Here is a 16,787-nt window from a genome sequence, read left to right as displayed (position 1 = left end):
GCGCCACGATGAGTTCCCTTCTCGAGGTTGCGACGACCCTACCGGCCGGCTCCGCACTCCCACGGTGTGTCCAACGGCTACCGCGCCCGGCGCGGCCGGCACCCCTCCGGCCCCAGGGCACCAGTACCGTGTCCGTGTGACTGATCCCGACGCCACCGGCCGGACGGGCACATGACCGACTGGTTGTGGCTGGTCGCACTGATACCGGTGCTCGCCCTGTTCTTACTGGTCCTTCTGGGCCGGATGAAGACGGTGTGGTCGGCCGCGATCGCCTTGGCTCTGGCCGTCGTGCTCGCATACTGGCTGTTCGAGGCTCCGGTGAGCACTCTCGCCACCGGCGCGGGGAAGGGTCTGTGGCTGGGCAGCTGGATCCTGTGCGTCATCGTCCCCGCGCTCTTGCTGTACCGGCTGGCGAGCGCGGCCGGCATGGAGCGCCTGGGCACCACCTTCACTCGCTATCTCCCTAGCCGCACCGACCGGGTGCTGCTGCTGGCCTGGATCTTCCCGAGCTTCATCCAGGGCGTCGCCGGTTTCGGCACGCCGGTAGCCGTGTGCGCGCCGCTCCTGCTGCTGCTCGGCTACGACAAGGTCCGCGCCGTGGTCCTTCCCCTGGTCGGTTATCACTGGTCGGTCACCTTCGGGTCGATGGGCTCGTCGTTCTACATGGCCTCCTTGACCGCCGGATTCGGCGTCTCCGAGCAGAACGCGCTGGCACTGCAGACCGCGGGCCTGCTCGCGGTCAACGCGATCCTGGCCGGAGCGTTGGTCCTCCTGCTAGACGGCGGGCTCGGGGGCCTGCGGCGTGGCGCCGTTCTCCTGCTCACCGCCGGCCCGGCGATGGCCGCGACACTGCTGATCGGTGCCACGGCCGTGCCGGCGATCGCCTCTCTGGCCGCGGGCAGTGCCGGCCTCCTGGTACTCACCGCCAAACGCCTCGTCGAGGCCCGGCGCGCGCCTGGCGAGCCAACCCCGGCCATCGGCGACGACGCGCCTGAGCCCACGGAGCTGTCCACTGCGCCGTCACCGGCGAGCCAAGCCATGGTGCTGGCGCCGTACGGCTACCTTCTGCTTCTGGTGCTACCGGTGTTCCTGATCCCACCGAGTCGTGCCTTCGTCACGGAGGTGTGGCAGCTCGCCCCGTCGTTCGGCCGCACCGCGACCGGGAGGGGCTGGATCAACGAATCGGTCGACGCGTACCTGCCCATACCGGTACTCGGCCATCCCGGGTTCTACATCGTGCTGGCGTGTGTCCTGGGCTGGTTCACGTACCGGGCGGCGGGGCTGTGGCGGGGCGTCGAGGGCCGGGCCGTGACGCACGGATGGCTGACCGCCGTGCGCAGCTCAGCGCCCACGACAATGCTGCTCGGGACGCTCGCCATGGTCCTGGTGGACAGCGGCATGATCACAACGCTGGCCACGGGCATCGCCGACACGGCCGGCTCGGCGTATCCCGCACTGGCGCCGGTGGTGGGCGCCGTCGGATCGTTCATGACCGGTTCGAGTACGTCGTCGAACGCGCTGTTCGCCGCCCTGCAGGGGGAGGTGGCCGGCCTGGTGGGCGTCGATCCGGAACTCCTGGTCGCCGCGCAGGCGGCAGGGAGCAACGTCGGCAACAGCATCGCGCCCGTCGTGGTGCTGATCGGCGCGGCCGCGGTCGGGGCCGTGGACCGGGTCGGGGAGATCACCCGCCGTTGCCTGCTGCCGATGATGGCACTACTGGCCAGCGTGATCCTCGGCGTGGTGATCCGCGCTTTCTGACCCTCCCCCCGGCCGCGAGGGTGAGGGTCAGCGCGGAGTGCCGAGCGGAACGTCGCACATCGGGCCGCCGAGCCGGTTCAGGTGCGGGTCGGTGGCGAAATCGGGCTCGCCGTGCTCGGCGATCAGCGCGGCCGCGCACACCTCGGCGTCGTCCTTCGGGTAGTAGCCGAGCGCCTCCCCCTCGGCGAGGGAGAACCAGCGGCGGGTGTTCCGGCTGATCCCCCACACCATCCGAAACCCCGGCGACGGCGCTGCGAGACAGGCTTCGACGAGCCTGGCTCCGTCATCGGGCGACAGCCACAACGCGAGATCGCGGAGCCGGTGCGGCGCCTCGCGCCAGCCGCCGATACGCACGCAGATCACATCCATGCCGTGCTCGTCCGCATATAACTGCCCCAGGGACTCCCCGGCGACCTTGCTCCATCCGTAGTACGAGTCCGGGCGGCCGGGCACACCGGCAGGCAGTCCACCGGGCGGATGCTGCCCATACCGGTAGAAGCCGGCCGCGTGGTGAGAAGAGGCGAGGACGACGCGGGAGACGCCGGCGCGGTGTGCCGCCTCAAGGACGCACCTGGTGCCCTCCACATTCAGCCGCAGGACGTCGCCGAACGACGCTTCCCACGCCTGGCCGGCCAGATGCACCACCGCATCGACGCCCCGGCAGGCGTGCGTCATCGCCTCCAGGTCGGTGATGGAGGCCAGCAGCACATCCTCGCCGTCCGCGAGCACCGCGGGTTCCGGCCGGCGCTGGTCGAGCAAGGTCAGCAGCCGTCCGGGCCGAGCCAGGCGCGGCACCAGCAGTGCGCCCGCACGCCCGGCGGCGCCGGTGATCAGGATGCGCTCGGAGGCCGCCTCGCCGCCCCGGTGCCCGGATGTCCGCGTCATCGGCCCGCCTACCGGATCCCGGCCCGGCGTAGCGTGCCAGCGAGCCGGTCGGCGTAACGGACGACGGCAGCAGCCACCCGCTCCAGTTCAGTGGCTTCGGCCAAGGCGGCGGGCATCGAACAGCTGAGGGCGTCGGTGGCGGGGATCCGGTAGGCCACGACGGCGGCGACACATGCGATGCCCTCGCTGCCCTGCTCCCGCTCCAGCGCCCAGCCGCGCGCTCGCACCGCGTCGAGCTCGTCATGCAGCGATTCGTGATCGGTGATGGTGTGCGGCGTGTATGCCACGAGCTGAGGAGGGAGGATCTTGGTCGTCTCCGCCTGGGTGAGCTCGGCGAGGATCGCCTGCCCGAGCGCGGTGAGGTGGATGGGGAGCCTGCGCCCGACCCGCGGCACGGTCCGCACCGCGTCGCGGGACTCACGGCTGGCGAGATACAGCACATGCGCGTGATCCCGGCGGGCGTAGTGCACGGTGTAACCGAGCTCTGCTCGCAGATCCTCGAGCGCCTCATATGCGTAGGGCAGCGCCGGATCCCGGTCCAGGTAGGACGTCCCGGCGAGCAACGCCCTGGGGCCGACGGCAAAGGCACTGCCGGTCTCGTCGGTCTCGAGCCACTCCAGATCCCGCAACGTGCGGATCAGCGCGTGCAGGCTGGAGCGCGGGTATCCGGTGCGTTCTTGCAGCTCGGGAATGGTGAGCCTGGCCGGGGAGGCGGCAAGTGTCTCCAGGATCCGTACAGTCCGCTCTGCCGATTTGACCGACGAGGAGACCACACGCCCAGTCTCCGGAGCACCCGTGCTCGGCGCGCTGGTGGTTGTCAGTGGATCCTCCGTCTCCTCAAGCGTCCGGCGATCCGGTTCACTGCAGCCGGCTCATTGCTACGATCTCGCACTCACGATACCGTATCCTGTGCGTCGGACACGTACTAAGACGATGTCCACATATATGGACGGAGATTTGATGCAGCCACGCGGCCTGCTCGCCTTTCCTCTCACGCCCTTCACCTCGGACGACAACGTCGATACCGGTGTGCTCGCCGAACATCTCGACCGGCAGCTCTCCGCCCGCCAGTTCGGTGACGACGGCGTGGGGCAGCCATCCGCATGGTTCATCGCCTGCGGAACCGGCGAGTTCAGCGCACTCTCCCTCGGCGAGTTCCGCACCGTTGTCCGCACAGCCGTGGACGTCGTCGCCGGCCGGGCTCCGGTGTTCGCCGGGACCGGCGGTGGTCCCAGACAGGCGCGGGACTTCGCCGATGCCGCCGCCGATGCCGGGGCCGATGGTCTCCTGCTACTGCCGCCCTATCTCGTGTCCTCGACACCGGCGGGCCTGGTCGACCATGTCCGGTACGTCGCCTCCGCCACGCCGCTCCCCCTCGTCGTCTACCAGCGCGCCAACGCGGTGCTCGACCCGACATCGGCCCTTGCCCTGCTCGACATCCCGAACGTCGTCGGTGTCAAGGACGGCATCGGCGACGTCGACGCCATGTCACAACTGGTGGCCACCGTGCGCACCAGCGATCACCCGCGCGCCGCGGAGTTCGCCTTCCTCAACGGACTGCCTACCGCGGAGCTTTCCGCTCCGGCGTACCGCGCCATCGGGGTCGAGAACTACTCCTCGGCGGTGCTCGCCTTCGCACCCGACATCGCCGTCGCCTTCTACGGCGCCCTCGCCAGAGCCGACCAAGAGATGCTCGACAAGCTGCTCAAGCACTTCTACCTGCCTTTCGCACAGCTGCGAAACACCGTGCCCGGATATGCCGTGGCGCTGGTCAAGGCAGGAGCGCGGCTGTCCGGGCTCGACGTCGGCCCGGTCCGGCCGCCACTGGTGGAGCCGTCGGCGGAGCACGTCGACCGCCTGGCGCGGATCATCGAGGAGGGCAGGGCCGTGCTGGCAGACACCACCCCCGTCGCCGCAGCCGAGCGAGGACCCGTCGCATGAGCGGGCTCGAGGTCACCAAGGTCGTCGTCACTCCGATCGCGTTCCCCGATCCGCCGTTGCTCAACGCGGTGGGCGTGCACCAGCCGTGGGCTCTTCGGGCCATCGTGGAGGTCCATACGGGCGACGGCCTGGTGGGCCTCGGGGAGACGTACGGAGACCGCCGTCACCTGGATCTCCTGCGCCGAGCCGCGGCGCAGATAGCCGGACTGGATGCGTTCGACCTGGCCGGGCTCAGACGCCGGGCGGCACACGCCATCGGAGCCTTGGATGCCGGTGACCAGCACGGGCTGACCGGCGCATCGAGCCAGGCGAAGACGCTGCTCCGGGTGTTCTCGCCGTTCGAGGTGGCCTGCCTGGACCTGCAGGGGCAGGCGATCGGCCGCCCCGTGCACGATCTGCTCGGCGGCAAGGTACGAGACACCGTGCCGTTCTCCGCGTACCTGTTCTACAAGTGGGCCGCGCACCCGGGCGCGGAACCGGACGAGTGGGGCGAGGCACTCGACCCAGCCGGCGTCGTCGAGCAGGCACGCATGATGATCACGCGCTACGGCTTCCGGTCCATCAAGCTCAAGGGCGGCGTGTTCGAGCCCGACACGGAGATCGAGGCGATCCGCGCGCTGCGCGACGCCTTCCCGGACCATCCGCTCCGCCTGGATCCGAACTGCGCGTGGACCGTCGCCACCTCGGCCGGCGTCGCGGCGAAGACCGATGGCCTGCTGGAGTATCTGGAAGACCCGACGCCCTCGATTGCAGGCATGGCCGAGCTGGCCGCGCGCGCCCCGATGCCGCTCGCCACGAACATGTGCGTCGTCGAGTTCGCTCATCTGCCGGAGGCGTTCGCCGCCGGCGCGGTCGGCGTAGTGCTGGCCGACCACCATTACTGGGGCGGACTTCGTTTGTCCACCCAGCTGGCGACCATCTGCCAGACGTGGGGCGTCGGGGTCTCCATGCACTCGAACAGCCACCTCGGAATCAGCCTGGCCGCCATGACACACCTGGGCGCGGCGACGCCTCAGCTCAGCTACGCCGCGGACACGCACACCCCCTGGCAGAGCGGCGCCGACGTGGTCGAGCGGCCGTTGTCGTTCGTGGCCGGCTCGGTCACGGTGCCAGACACCCCTGGCCTCGGCGTCAGGCTCGATCGGGACGCGCTGGCTCGCATGCACGAGGACTACGTCCGAAGCGGGATCACGGAGCGCGACGACACCGCCTACATGAAGAGTCTCGATCCCACGTATGAGACGCGCCCCGAGCGCTGGTAGCTCCCCGGTGGCCGCCGCGGCCCTCTATGCTTGGCAGACTAGTGGTCTAGACCTGAACGGCGCGTCAGCCGTCACGTCGCGGCCAGCAGCGTGAGCATGGAGAGGACCAGCGACGATGAACGACGAGCCGGCGGCGCGCCGTTACCTTGATGGGGCGATCGAAATCCTGCGGCGGATCGCCGACGACGAATCGGAGGCGATCACCGCCGCCGGTGACCGGATCGCCGAATCGATCACCGATGGGGCCCGGCTGTTCGCCCTCGGCTGCGGACACTCGGCCCTCGCGGTGCAGGAGCTCGTCTACCGGGCCGGCGGCCTGATGCTGGTCAACCCCCTCCTCGCACCTGGCGCGGACGGCGTGACCGTGCGCCCCGTGACGTTGAGCTCCGACCTGGAGAAGATGCCCGGCTACGGCCCCACCGTCGTGGACTCGAGCCCGCTGCGCAGAGGTGACGTGCTGATCGTGGTCTCGCTGTCCGGCCGGAACGCCATGCCGGTGCAAGCTGCGCAACGGGCTCGGCAGATCGGTGCCACGGTGGTCGCCGTCACGTCGTCGGCCTACGAGGATCTGCCCGCGCGTGATGAAGTCGGCGAACGGCTCGTGGACGCCAGCGACATCGTGCTCGACACGAACGTGCCGCTGGGCGACGCCATCCTGACCACGGACGGCGTGCCACAGCCCTATGCCCCGGCGTCCGGCATCGCGACGGGTGCCGTGCTCCAGTCGCTCGTGACGGCTGTCATCGACGGCATGCTGGCCCGAGGCGTGACGCCTCCGGTGTTCCTCTCCGCGAACCTCGACGGCGGCTCAGAATGGAACGCCGCACTCCTCAAGGAGCATCGCGAGCGCATCTTCTACATGAACTGACGGCCGCGGCCGCATTCGCGCTCGGCGATCAGCGCTTCCACACCACGGCTCGTTCGGTAACCCCGGTCACAGATCCTGGAGCACAGCTGTGAACTCGGCGTGGGCGGACTCGTCGAAGAGCACGAAGCGCACCTCGGACACCTCCGTCGGCGTGGCCAGCACGGTGGTCAGAGCTATCTCGGCCGCGGAGCGCATGGGCCAGCCGTAGACCCCGGCCGAGACCGCCGGGAAGGCCACGGTCCGGGCACCCAGCTCGTCGGCGACGGCCAGCGCCTTGCTGTAGCACGACGCCAGCAACGCGGACCGGTCCTCTTTGCCGGACCACACGGGACCAACGACGTGGATCACCCACCGCGCCGGCATGTCGCCCGCGTCGGTGGCCGCAGCCTCTCCGGTCGGCAGCGAGCCGATCCGATCGACGAGCGCCTCGCGGGCTGCTCGCTGAGCCGGGCCACCGGCCCGAAGGATCGCTCCGTCGACACCGCCGCCGCCCGTCAGACCGCTGTTCGCTGCGTTGACCACGGCGTCGACGTGCTGCTCCGTGATGTCACCGCGCATCAATACGATGCGCGGAACAGGCGTCGTGTCATCGCGCATGGGCCAAGTGTGGCACTTTTTCGAAGCGACGATGACTTTCGTGTCGATCCGCGGTCTGAGTATTCGACGTGTCTATGAGAGATAGACCCGCTGACGACTCGAGGGACGAAGAAGATGAACGCACTGGATCAGTCCGGCACCCGAGCCGGGCGCAAGGAGTGGATAGGCCTGGCGGTTCTCGCCCTCCCGACCCTCCTCCTGTCACTGGATATGAGCGTGCTTTATCTGGCGGTTCCGCACCTGGCCGCGGACCTGCAGCCGAGCAGCAGCCAACTGCTGTGGATCATGGACATCTACGGATTCATGATCGCCGGTTTCCTCATCACCATGGGCACGCTGGGCGACCGGATCGGCCGGCGGCGCCTGCTGCTGATCGGCGCGGCCGCGTTCAGCGTCGCATCCGTCGTCGCCGCCTATTCCACCAGCGCGGAGATGCTGATCCTGGCCCGCACGGCTCTCGGCATCGCCGGAGCCACTCTGATGCCCTCCACGCTGGCCCTGATCAGCAACATGTTCACCGACCCGAAGCAGCGCAGCAGCGCCATCGCGGTGTGGATCAGCTGCTTCATGGGCGGCACGGCCATCGGCCCGGTGGTCGGGGGCGTCATGCTCCAATCGTTCTGGTGGGGCTCCGCCTTCCTGCTCGGGGTGCCCGTCATGGTGGTGCTCCTCGTCGCCGGCCCCCTGCTGCTCCCGGAGTTCCGCGACAGTGCGGCTGGAAAGCTGGATCTTCGAAGTGTCGCCTTGTCCCTCGCCACCATCCTCCCGGTGATCTACGGTCTGAAGGAGCTGGCCAAGGACGGGATGAACGGCACGTCGGCCGGGACGATCGCAGCCGGCGTCCTGATCGGCGTGGTGTTCGTCCGGCGGCAGTTGCGGCTGACCGCTCCCCTGCTGGACCTGCGGCTGTTCACCAACCGCACCTTCACCGCAGCGCTCGGCACCATGCTGGTCGGCGCGTTCTTCATGGGTGGGATGTTCCTCTTCATCGCTCAGTACCTGCAGCTGGTGAACGGACTGTCGCCGCTGGAAGCTGGGTTGTGGTCCGTCCCGCCGGCCGTCGGCATGATCATCGGCACCATGGCCGCGACGCATGTCGCGCAGCGGGTGGGCACGTGGCAGGTGATCGGCGGAGGCATGCTGATCACGGCTGTCGGTTTCGCCGTCATCACCCAGGTCGACGCCACCGGAGGACCGGCGCTGGTGGTCATCGGCATGATGTTCGCCACGGTGGGTCTAGGCCCGGGCGCGGCCCTGGTGACGGACATCGTCGTCGGATCTGTACCGCCGGAACGCGCCGGCTCCGCGGCGTCGGCCTCCGAAACCAGCGGCGAGTTCGGCATCGCCATGGGAGTGGCGGTCATGGGAAGCCTGGGCACCGCGATCTACCGCAGTGGACTGGACATCCCCGCCGGCACCCCGGCCGACGTGGCCATCGCGGCCGAGGACACCCTGGCCGGCGCCGTTGCCGTCGCGGAGCAGCTCCCAGGCGAGCTCGCTCAGCAGCTGCTCGTCCCCGCACGTGAGGCGTTCACCGACGGACTGAACCTGGTGGCCGGCCTGGGCGGAGCGGCGATCGCCGCCTTCGCGGTCGTAGCGCTGATCCTGGCCCGGCGGCACGGTTCCAGCGTCGACGGGCAGGCGGAACACCCCACACCGTCCGACGACGACCTCACCGCCGTAGACGGCGACCTCACAGCGGTGGACGGCGACGCCGGGGAGCCCGTCGCTGCCCCGGCATAGAGCTTCACGTCGAGGCTCCGGGCCGGGGACACCCGCCCGGAGTCTCGACGCGGGCGCGAATTGATGCGAACATATGTTCGTGACCGATGCCCATATCCTGCATGCTGATCTCGACGCGTTTTATGCCTCGGTCGAGCAGCGCGACGATCCACGGCTGCGTGGCCGGCCGGTCATCGTCGGCGGGGGCGTGGTCCTCGCCGCCAGCTACGAGGCGAAGGCCTGCGGCGTACGGACCGCCATGACCGGCGCTCAGGCCCGCCGGGTCTGTCCACAGGCGCGCGTCGTCGAGCCCCGCATGTCCGCCTACTCGGAGGCCAGCCGGGCGGTGTTCGAGATCTTCCGGGAGACCACCCCGGTGGTCGAGGGACTCTCCATCGACGAGGCGTTCCTCGATGTCGGTGGCCTGTGGCGCATCGACGGCCCGCCGGTGGACATCGCCGAGCGGCTGCGCCGCAGGGTCCGGGGGCAGGTGGGCCTGCCTATCAGCGTCGGCGTGGCCCGGACCAAGTTCCTCGCCAAGGTCGCCAGCGGCGTTTCCAAGCCTGACGGCCTGCTGGTCGTGCCACCCGACACAGAGCTTGAGTTCCTGCATCCGCTGCCGATCGAGAGGCTCTGGGGCGTGGGCCCGGTCACCGCCCGGAAGCTGCATGACCGGGGCATGATGACGGTTGGAGACGTGGCGAGATTACGCCGGGCAACGCTGACGTCGATCCTGGGGGCGGGCGCGGGCCATCACCTGCACGCCCTGGCCCACGGCCTGGATCCCCGCACGGTTCAGGTGGGCAAGCGCCGGCGCTCGATCGGCGCTCAATGTGCCCTCGGCCGGCGCCGCCGCTCCCCCGACGAGCTGGAAGCCATTCTGGCCGCACTCGTCGATCGGGTCACGCGCCGGCTGCGAACCGGCAAGCGGGTGTGCCACACCGTCACTGTCCGGTTGCGTTTCGACGACTTTTCCCGGGCCACGCGTTCACACACGTTGGCCGAGGCGACAGACGAGACCCGGCTCATCCTCGCTACGGCCCGCCGGCTACTCGCCGACGCCGCACCTCTCATCTCCCGCCAAGGCCTGACACTGATCGGCGCGGCGCTGAGCAACCTGGACGACGCCGACGCCGTCCAGCTGGCCTTACCGTGGGAGCGCCGGCCCGACGCGTCACTCGACTCCGCACTCGACCACCTGCGCGACAGATACGGGACCGGCTCCGTCACCCGGGCCTCCGTGCTTGGCCGCCGGGTGGGGCAACCGGTCCCGATCCTGCCGGACTGACGAGGCCAACCTCGCCCACCGCCCGGGTACGCGATGATGGATCACATGACTGACAAGGCAGCCGCCTACCGCTTGTACGACGACCTGGCGGACTGGTGGCCCCTGATCTCGCCTCCGGACGAGTACGCCGACGAGGCCGCGTTCACCGCTACGGTCCTCGAGTCGGCCACCACACCGGTGCACGACGTGCTGGAACTCGGCTGCGGCGGTGGCCACAACGCAGTCCATCTCAAACGGCGCTTCACCATGACCCTGACGGACCTGTCCCAGCGGATGCTGGAGGTCTCCCGGCGGCTCAACCCGGAGTGCGAGCATCGCCGGGGAGATATGCGCACGCTTCGCCTCGGCCGGGCCTTCGACGCCGTGTTCGTCCACGACGCCGCGGACTACCTCGTCACGGAGTCGGACCTGGTTCACGCCGCGGAGACCGCGTTCGACCATTGCCGGCCAGGAGGCGTCGCGGTGTTCATCCCCGACCACACCCGGGAGAACTTCGTCCCGTTCACCGAGCACGGCGGCAGCGACGACGGTGACCGCGGCGCCCGCTACCTGGCCTGGACGCCGGACCCTGGCCCCGCGGCTTCGTCGGTGATGACCGAGTACGTGTTCGTCCTACGCCAGCCCGGGACCCCGACGCGCGTGGTGCACGAGACCCACGAGACCGGGCTGTTCAGCCGTGCCGAATGGCTCGGCAGGCTGGGCGACGCAGGCTTCGACCCGTACGTCCTCACCGAGCAGACCGACGAGGATCGTTCGCCGAGATTGTTGTTCGTCGGCCGCCGACCTGCGTGAGGTCCTGGTGTGTCGCTAGCCGGCTTGTGACTCGCCCTCGATCCGGTCCAGCCGCTCAGCCACCTGAGCTGCCCGCCTCGTCGCGCCCAGCCGGTTCAGGATCTCCCAGGCCTTCCGGAGATGTGCGCGATCCGAGGCGGCGGCGAGGGCGTCGGCGTGCTCGTATGGCCTGCAGTGCTGCCGCCAGTACCGCGCCGCCTCCTTCCACCGGCCCTCGATCAAGTGGCGATAGGGGGCCGCGGCCTTGGAGGGGACCCGATCCAGAGCTCCCGCGCGATCGAGCCAGAGGGCAGATTCTCCGGCCCACCATTGATGCTCGCGCTCGTCAGCGATGGCGACGAGTGGGGACAACGCCTCCACGGCCTGCTCCGGCTCCCCGTTGAACCAGGCCAGCTCGGCACGGGCGAGACCGATGGGCACGACGGTCTCGGCTTCCTCGGCACCATCGGCGAGCTGCACCGCACGCGCCACAGTACTCGCCGCTGTCTTTTCCCCTCGTCGAGTCTCGATCAGGCTCAGCACCCGCAGCGCGCGCAAGGTGGCGACGCATTCCCCGGTGGCCGCCAGCACCCGCCGAACGTCGTCCTCGGCCTCTCGCCATTGCCCACGCTCGAAATACCACGCGGCACGGATGGAGAGAAGCTGATTCCTCCCCATCGCCAGGTCGGTGACCTCACAGTGCTCCAGTCCTTCGGCCAGATACCTCCAGGCCTCGTCGTCGCACCGATGTGCCAGGAGAGCACCCGCCAGGTTCACGTATGTCCTGGCAATGGCATCGTTGTCCTGATGCTTGCGCGCAACCATGAGCGCGTCGAGCAGCGCCGGCACGTCGGTAGGATCGCGGCGCAGCCTGGCCGCTCCCACAGTGACAGCGGCGTTCACCGCAGCTTCGTGCTCGCCCAGCTCCCTGGCCGTTTCCAAGGCACGTGTCCCCAGCGCGATGGCGTCGTCGATGCGATGGTCCGCCGCCGCGAGCTGGGCCGCCTGCTCGTATGCGGCGGCGAGCCCTTCGGACGGCTCCTCTGCCAGGAGGTCGATGGCTCGCCGGGCGGATTCCATTGCTTCCGCGCCACGCCCGAGCGCTCGCTGGATGGCCGATAGTCTGCGCAAGCTGCAGCCAAGGCCGGGCCGGTCGTCAATGGTCTCGCGCAGTTCCACTGCTTGCAGTAAGGCCTCGTAGGCCCATCGGGCGACGCCGGTCAGCTCACACTCGCGGCCGTAGGCGTCGAGCAGGTCCGCCAGCTCGGCATCCGACAGATGCTCGGACTGGACAAGAGCACGCTCGAAGTTCTGCGCCGCGAGCTCGTGGCAGTGCAGGGCTGCCGCGTCGCGAGCCGCTTGCCGCGCATAGACCGCGATGGCAGGCCCGTCGTCCGCCCGGTGTGCATGGTGCAGAAGCCGCCCAGCATGTTCGTCGTGCGCGGCGAGTGAGCCGAGCACCCGGTCGTTGAGCTCTCGGCGGAACGGCACGGACAGGCTCTCCTCGACCGCGCGCCGGACGATCTCGTGCCTGAACCAGACCGCCTCGTCGTCAGAGGCGAGGACGCCCGCTTCAATCGCGGGATCGACACTCTCCAGCACTCCGCAGTCCGCCAGCAGCCAGCGTTCGGCCCGGCCCGGCACGACCGAAGCGGTCTGCACACCGATTTTCGCCGCTGTGTCGAGCCGGTCCACGCGCGCCAGCACCAGCTCCGGCCCTGCTGGCGACGCGGCGGCGGGCGGGCCGGCCAGTGCCTCGTGGAGAAAAAACGGGTTTCCACCGGTCAGCCGGTACAGAGCTTCCACGTCGGAGCGCCCGGCCCTACCCGCGAGCCTCGCAGTCGCGGCGCGAGACAGAGAACGCACCGGCAGCCACCGCAGATTCGCCGATTGCAACAGCTCGACGGTGCGCCGCAATGGGGCGCTGGTCCGCAATGCCGCCTCGGCGGTGATCATGACGATCATGACGCGCAGGTCGCGGATCCGTGGAGCGAGAAAGCGCATGCCCTCCAGGGTCGCCTCATCGGCCCATTGTGCGTCGTCCACGACCATGATCCGTGGCTGCGGTGATCCGATGAGCTCGCCGAGAATGCGTCGGTAGTGCTCCACCAACCACGCGGGCCGGCCCGCCGGCATGATCAGTGGTGGCGGGCGCGCATCGATCGGCAACTCGCCGAACATCTCCTGGAACGGGCCCAGCGGGACCGGCGACAGCACGTCGTGACAGGACGCCCATCTCACCGTCGCCTGGCCGACATGCCCGCCGACAAACTCCCGCACCAACGCGGTCTTGCCGACTCCGGCGGGCCCGGTGATCAGGACGAAGCTTCCATGGCCGAAACTGGCATCGCGCCGGGCTGCGTCCAGCTCGGCGAGGTGTTTCTGCCTTTCGAGTAATTGCGTCATGTCATCACTAGCGGCCGAGGTACCCCTTAGACCTCCGTTCTAACCAGATGTCATATCTCACGAGATCATTTCGAGACAACCGTGGCATACACCGTCGCGAAGGAGGAACGCGGCGAGCTTACGCGCGCCCGCCCAGGGGAGGCAAGGCCGTCGCCAGATACCGGCGCCGGGGCCGCGGAAGCTGATCCCACGGCCCCGGTCAGCGAGCCACCGGCCGGCGGATGTTACTGCTCGATCACGATCTTCGCCTGCCGGTAGTTGCGGGCCCGGCCGTCGGGCTCGTAGTAGTTCTGCGTGTTGCCGGCCACGTCGATGGCGAACCAGCGGACGGTGGTGGTCTCCGAGATGGTGATCGGCCGTTGCTCCTGCCGGGGGCCCATGAACTCGATCCGCGGCGACTTGAGATCGGGGCGGCTTCCGTCCAGCGTGTAGTACACATCGGCCGGTTCGCTGATGTCGAAGGTGACCTCGACGGGCGCGTCGTAGGTTCCCGCGCCCGGCCGCAACGTGGACTTCGGCGGGATCTTGTCACGGCTGTACATGTGCGCCACTTCGAGGATGCCGATCCAGCCGTGGGAGAACTCCATCGCCTCCTCGTAGCCCTCCGAGTACGGCGGGGTGAAGCCCACGCTGGACCACCCGGTGCCCGTCCACAGCGGCGAGCCCGCTTCGAAGCTCCACGAGAAGATGTCGTTCGAGTAGAAGTGGTCGTCGCCGGAGTTGCCGGCCGCCGAGTACAGGACGTCGCTGATCGGTCCGACCCGGCTCGGCCACACGCTGGTGCCTCGATGTTCCTTGATCCGGTTGAGGATCACGTCAGAGGCCTCGTAGAAGTAGCTCTCCACTCCGTAGCTCGGGCGCTCGAGGCCGTCTCGGGTGGGGAGCTGGTACGCCCCGGGTGACCACATGAAGTATCCGCCGTGGGTGTGGGTGTTCATCGCGAAGCGGATGTTCGGGTTCTCCTCCACGAGCCAGATCTCGTTCTTCGCCTCCGGCTCGGACAAGGGCTCGGGCCCCGCGTAGACGTCACTGGTACACGACGTCGAGGCTCCGCTGAAGCCCTGGTGCACGTTGCCGACCCGGAAGTTCCGGTTGAGGTCGACACCCCACGCGTTACGGGCCAGGGGGTCGACCGTGCCGCCGTCAGGGCAATGGTTCGTCATGTTCCGGCGCTGCAGCGTGAAGTCGTGGATGGAATAGTGGGCGCCGTCCGGGTTGATCGTGGGGACGATGAAGATGTCGAGATTGTCGACCAGCTTGCGGATCGTGTCGTTGGACCCGTAATTCCGCAACAGCCGCTCCGCCGTCTCCAGCGCCACCAAGGGCGTCACCCATTCACGGGCGTGTTCCTGGGAGTACAGCAGAACGCCCGTGTTCGATCCGTCTCGTCGCGCTCCGATGCGGATCGCCTTGACCGTGAACGGATCGCGGGACACGTGCTCGGGCGCGGACAGGAAGTCGCTGAGCTGTGGCGTCCCCGGTGTGCCATGACACTTGGCGGGTGTGCAGGGCGCCACGACGCCGGCCCCCGCGTCGCCCCGGAACGTGTACGCCTCGACAAGGTCACCGGCCTCGGCGTTCAGCGCCGCCACGACCTCCGCCGCGGTGCTGACGAGCTCGCCATCCGGACCCGTCGCCAGCCGGACCACGATGTCGTCACCGGAGAGCTCCACGGTGAGCGGCTGATCCGGAGCCTGTGGGTCGATCATCTCCACCGAGATGTCGTTGCCGCCTTCATGGCCCCACGCCCTCGAGTCCACGACCACGCGGTGGGGGTTGACGTCCGGCCGGTGCACCCGGCCGGTCGCGGGCAGACCGGCCTTGATCGTGTCGCCGTCTTCGAGAGAGATCATGCCGGCGGGAACCGTGATGTCGGGCGCGTTCCCCGAGATGACTGTCGGATCTCCGGGCACGTTGTTGACCACGACGACCGCGGACGCACCGGCTGCCTGGGCATGGCGCAGCTTGTCGAAAAACGGGCAGCTGCCGCGATCGACGAGCGCGATGGCGCCTGCGGTGAAGCCCACCAGCGGGAAGCAGCCTTCGGCCGGATTCACCGTGCCGTCGTCGACCAGTTCGACCGGGCCCGGCACGCCGGCGATCGACGTCACGCCCCCGACACTCGCGGCCGCCATGGTGTAGTCACCGGAAGCGGCCGACGGCGCGTCGATCACCAGGCTGGGTGGCGGCGGATCGAAGATCGCCTGCGCCTTGCGCCGGTAGCCGTTGGTCTGATGCGGCATCTCGACGATCTCGGCCAACTCCGGGAACTCCTCGGCCAGGGACTCGATCTTCGCGGTCGCCTCCGTCGCGTCGACGTACCGGTCGATGAAGCCGGTGGCCAGATCGCCCCAGGCCTTGGGTGCGCCAGGACCGTTCGGCATGTCGCCGTCGAGCGACTCGGTGAACCCCAGCTCGGCCTCGCCGATCACCTCACCGTCGAGCGTGCTCGTCACACGCATCCTGGACGGGACCGGGCTCTGCTGCCGCGGCGTATTGGTGCGATGGAACATGTAATGCCCGGCGTCGACGTGCCGGGAAAGGGTGAACGTGGGGCCGTCGCCGATTTCGGTCCCGGGGCCTGCGTCCAGGGTGACGGTCAGGATCACGCTCGCCGAGACGGACCCGGCCTCGGACCAGGTTTCGATCTCGATGAAGGTCTCTCCGTGGTTGTCGAACCAGGCGGCGCGCTGGATCCGGAGTTCGTCGCCCTCGGCATGAGCCTGGGTCTCGGCCACCTCGATGTCGGCGACCATGTCCGCACGCTCCTCCTGAAGGACGGTGAAGTCCTCCTCGGTCAGCAGCGGTGTGCCGAGGTCGAAACCGATCGAGGTGAGCCAGTCCTGTTCCGACGGCGTGACGATGGCTTCGACCCGCAAGCCCTCGCCGGTGTCGTCGACCATCTCGGTGATGTCGACGCCGGTAGCCACCAGCTGGTCGAGCATGGTCCGATCACGCACTGTGATCGGCACGACCTCGGGATGCTCGAACTCGTCCGGCTGGACGAACTCGGTGCTGGAGTCGATCTCTGGCTGCGTCGCCGTGCCCTGGACCGCCAGCGGAACGATCAGCAGAGCGGCGGGAAAGAGAACGGCTGAGGCGACACCGACGGAACGGCGCGAAGTGGACAGGCGAGCCATACTCCCCTCCTAGGGGAAAAGGAGGCTGCCAGGGGGTCACCCGTGACGGCGCCTCCGCCCGGTTTGTATGCGTCTCCCCCGAAGACAGCCACAATGTACTTTTACCGCCGCCGTGTAACAAGACTTGACTTCGGCGGCTACATGTGCGG

The 16,787-nt window shown here is 68.9% G+C and carries 12 protein-coding genes; 7 read left to right on the top strand and 5 right to left on the bottom strand.

What is annotated here, in order from left to right; translation table 11 throughout:
* The first annotated feature begins 171 nt into the window (after nucleotides 1–171).
* Nucleotides 172–1,758 carry an L-lactate permease gene (locus G1H11_RS06335; RefSeq protein WP_163817243.1) on the top strand — a complete coding sequence of 529 codons (1,587 nt, stop codon included), beginning with the start codon at nucleotides 172–174 and terminating at the stop codon, nucleotides 1,756–1,758.
* A gap of 27 nt (nucleotides 1,759–1,785) precedes the next feature.
* Here the strand turns inward: G1H11_RS06335 and G1H11_RS06330 are convergent, their stop codons facing one another.
* Nucleotides 1,786–2,643, bottom strand: a complete 858-nt coding sequence (locus tag G1H11_RS06330) for an NAD-dependent epimerase/dehydratase family protein (RefSeq protein WP_163817241.1) — start codon at nucleotides 2,641–2,643, stop codon at nucleotides 1,786–1,788.
* 8 nt (nucleotides 2,644–2,651) lie between these two features.
* Complete coding sequence (locus G1H11_RS06325) at nucleotides 2,652–3,416, bottom strand: IclR family transcriptional regulator domain-containing protein (protein ID WP_163817239.1); 765 nt, start codon at nucleotides 3,414–3,416, stop codon at nucleotides 2,652–2,654.
* A 187-nt stretch (nucleotides 3,417–3,603) separates the two neighbouring features.
* Between G1H11_RS06325 and G1H11_RS06320 the strand changes: the two genes are divergently transcribed.
* From G1H11_RS06320 to G1H11_RS06310, 3 genes are all read left to right on the top strand, one after another.
* A complete protein-coding gene (locus G1H11_RS06320) occupies nucleotides 3,604–4,584 on the top strand; it encodes a 5-dehydro-4-deoxyglucarate dehydratase (RefSeq protein WP_163817237.1) in 981 nt (326 codons plus the stop codon).
* Nucleotides 4,581–5,846, top strand: coding sequence for a glucarate dehydratase family protein (locus tag G1H11_RS06315; protein WP_163817235.1), 1,266 nt, complete (start codon nucleotides 4,581–4,583; stop codon nucleotides 5,844–5,846). Before G1H11_RS06320 ends, G1H11_RS06315 begins: the two co-directional genes overlap by 4 nt.
* Before the next feature lie 115 nt (nucleotides 5,847–5,961).
* Complete coding sequence (locus tag G1H11_RS06310; protein ID WP_163817233.1) at nucleotides 5,962–6,714, top strand: sugar isomerase domain-containing protein; 753 nt, start codon at nucleotides 5,962–5,964, stop codon at nucleotides 6,712–6,714.
* 66 nt (nucleotides 6,715–6,780) lie between these two features.
* Here the strand turns inward: G1H11_RS06310 and G1H11_RS06305 are convergent, their stop codons facing one another.
* Nucleotides 6,781–7,311, bottom strand: a complete 531-nt coding sequence (locus G1H11_RS06305) for an O-acetyl-ADP-ribose deacetylase (protein WP_163817231.1) — start codon at nucleotides 7,309–7,311, stop codon at nucleotides 6,781–6,783.
* A gap of 114 nt (nucleotides 7,312–7,425) precedes the next feature.
* On the opposite strand from G1H11_RS06305, the gene G1H11_RS06300 reads away from it, so the two are divergent.
* The 3 genes from G1H11_RS06300 (at nucleotide 7,426) to G1H11_RS06290 (ending at nucleotide 11,113) form a co-directional block, all read left to right on the top strand.
* Nucleotides 7,426–9,054 (top strand): MFS transporter, encoded by a 1,629-nt coding sequence (locus tag G1H11_RS06300; RefSeq protein ID WP_163817229.1) that lies wholly within the window; start codon nucleotides 7,426–7,428, stop codon nucleotides 9,052–9,054.
* 73 nt (nucleotides 9,055–9,127) lie between these two features.
* Nucleotides 9,128–10,321: a DNA polymerase IV gene (dinB, locus tag G1H11_RS06295; RefSeq protein ID WP_163817227.1), complete on the top strand. Its 1,194-nt coding sequence runs from the start codon at nucleotides 9,128–9,130 to the stop codon at nucleotides 10,319–10,321.
* A gap of 45 nt (nucleotides 10,322–10,366) precedes the next feature.
* The gene (locus G1H11_RS06290) at nucleotides 10,367–11,113 is read left to right on the top strand and encodes a class I SAM-dependent methyltransferase (protein WP_163817225.1); all 747 of its coding nucleotides are present in this window, start codon (nucleotides 10,367–10,369) and stop codon (nucleotides 11,111–11,113) included.
* A 15-nt stretch (nucleotides 11,114–11,128) separates the two neighbouring features.
* Here G1H11_RS06290 and G1H11_RS06285 read toward each other — a convergent pair whose 3' ends face one another.
* Both G1H11_RS06285 and G1H11_RS06280 read right to left on the bottom strand, forming a co-directional pair.
* Nucleotides 11,129–13,498: an AAA family ATPase gene (locus G1H11_RS06285; RefSeq protein ID WP_163817223.1), complete on the bottom strand. Its 2,370-nt coding sequence runs from the start codon at nucleotides 13,496–13,498 to the stop codon at nucleotides 11,129–11,131.
* A 224-nt stretch (nucleotides 13,499–13,722) separates the two neighbouring features.
* Complete coding sequence (locus tag G1H11_RS06280; RefSeq protein ID WP_163817221.1) at nucleotides 13,723–16,638, bottom strand: M14 family metallopeptidase; 2,916 nt, start codon at nucleotides 16,636–16,638, stop codon at nucleotides 13,723–13,725.
* Nucleotides 16,639–16,787 lie beyond the last annotated feature (149 nt).

It is taken from the genome of Phytoactinopolyspora alkaliphila (assembly GCF_010550695.1).
GTDB classification, from domain to species: domain Bacteria; phylum Actinomycetota; class Actinomycetes; order Jiangellales; family Jiangellaceae; genus Phytoactinopolyspora; species Phytoactinopolyspora alkaliphila.
This window is presented reverse-complemented; position numbering and strand designations above follow the sequence as displayed.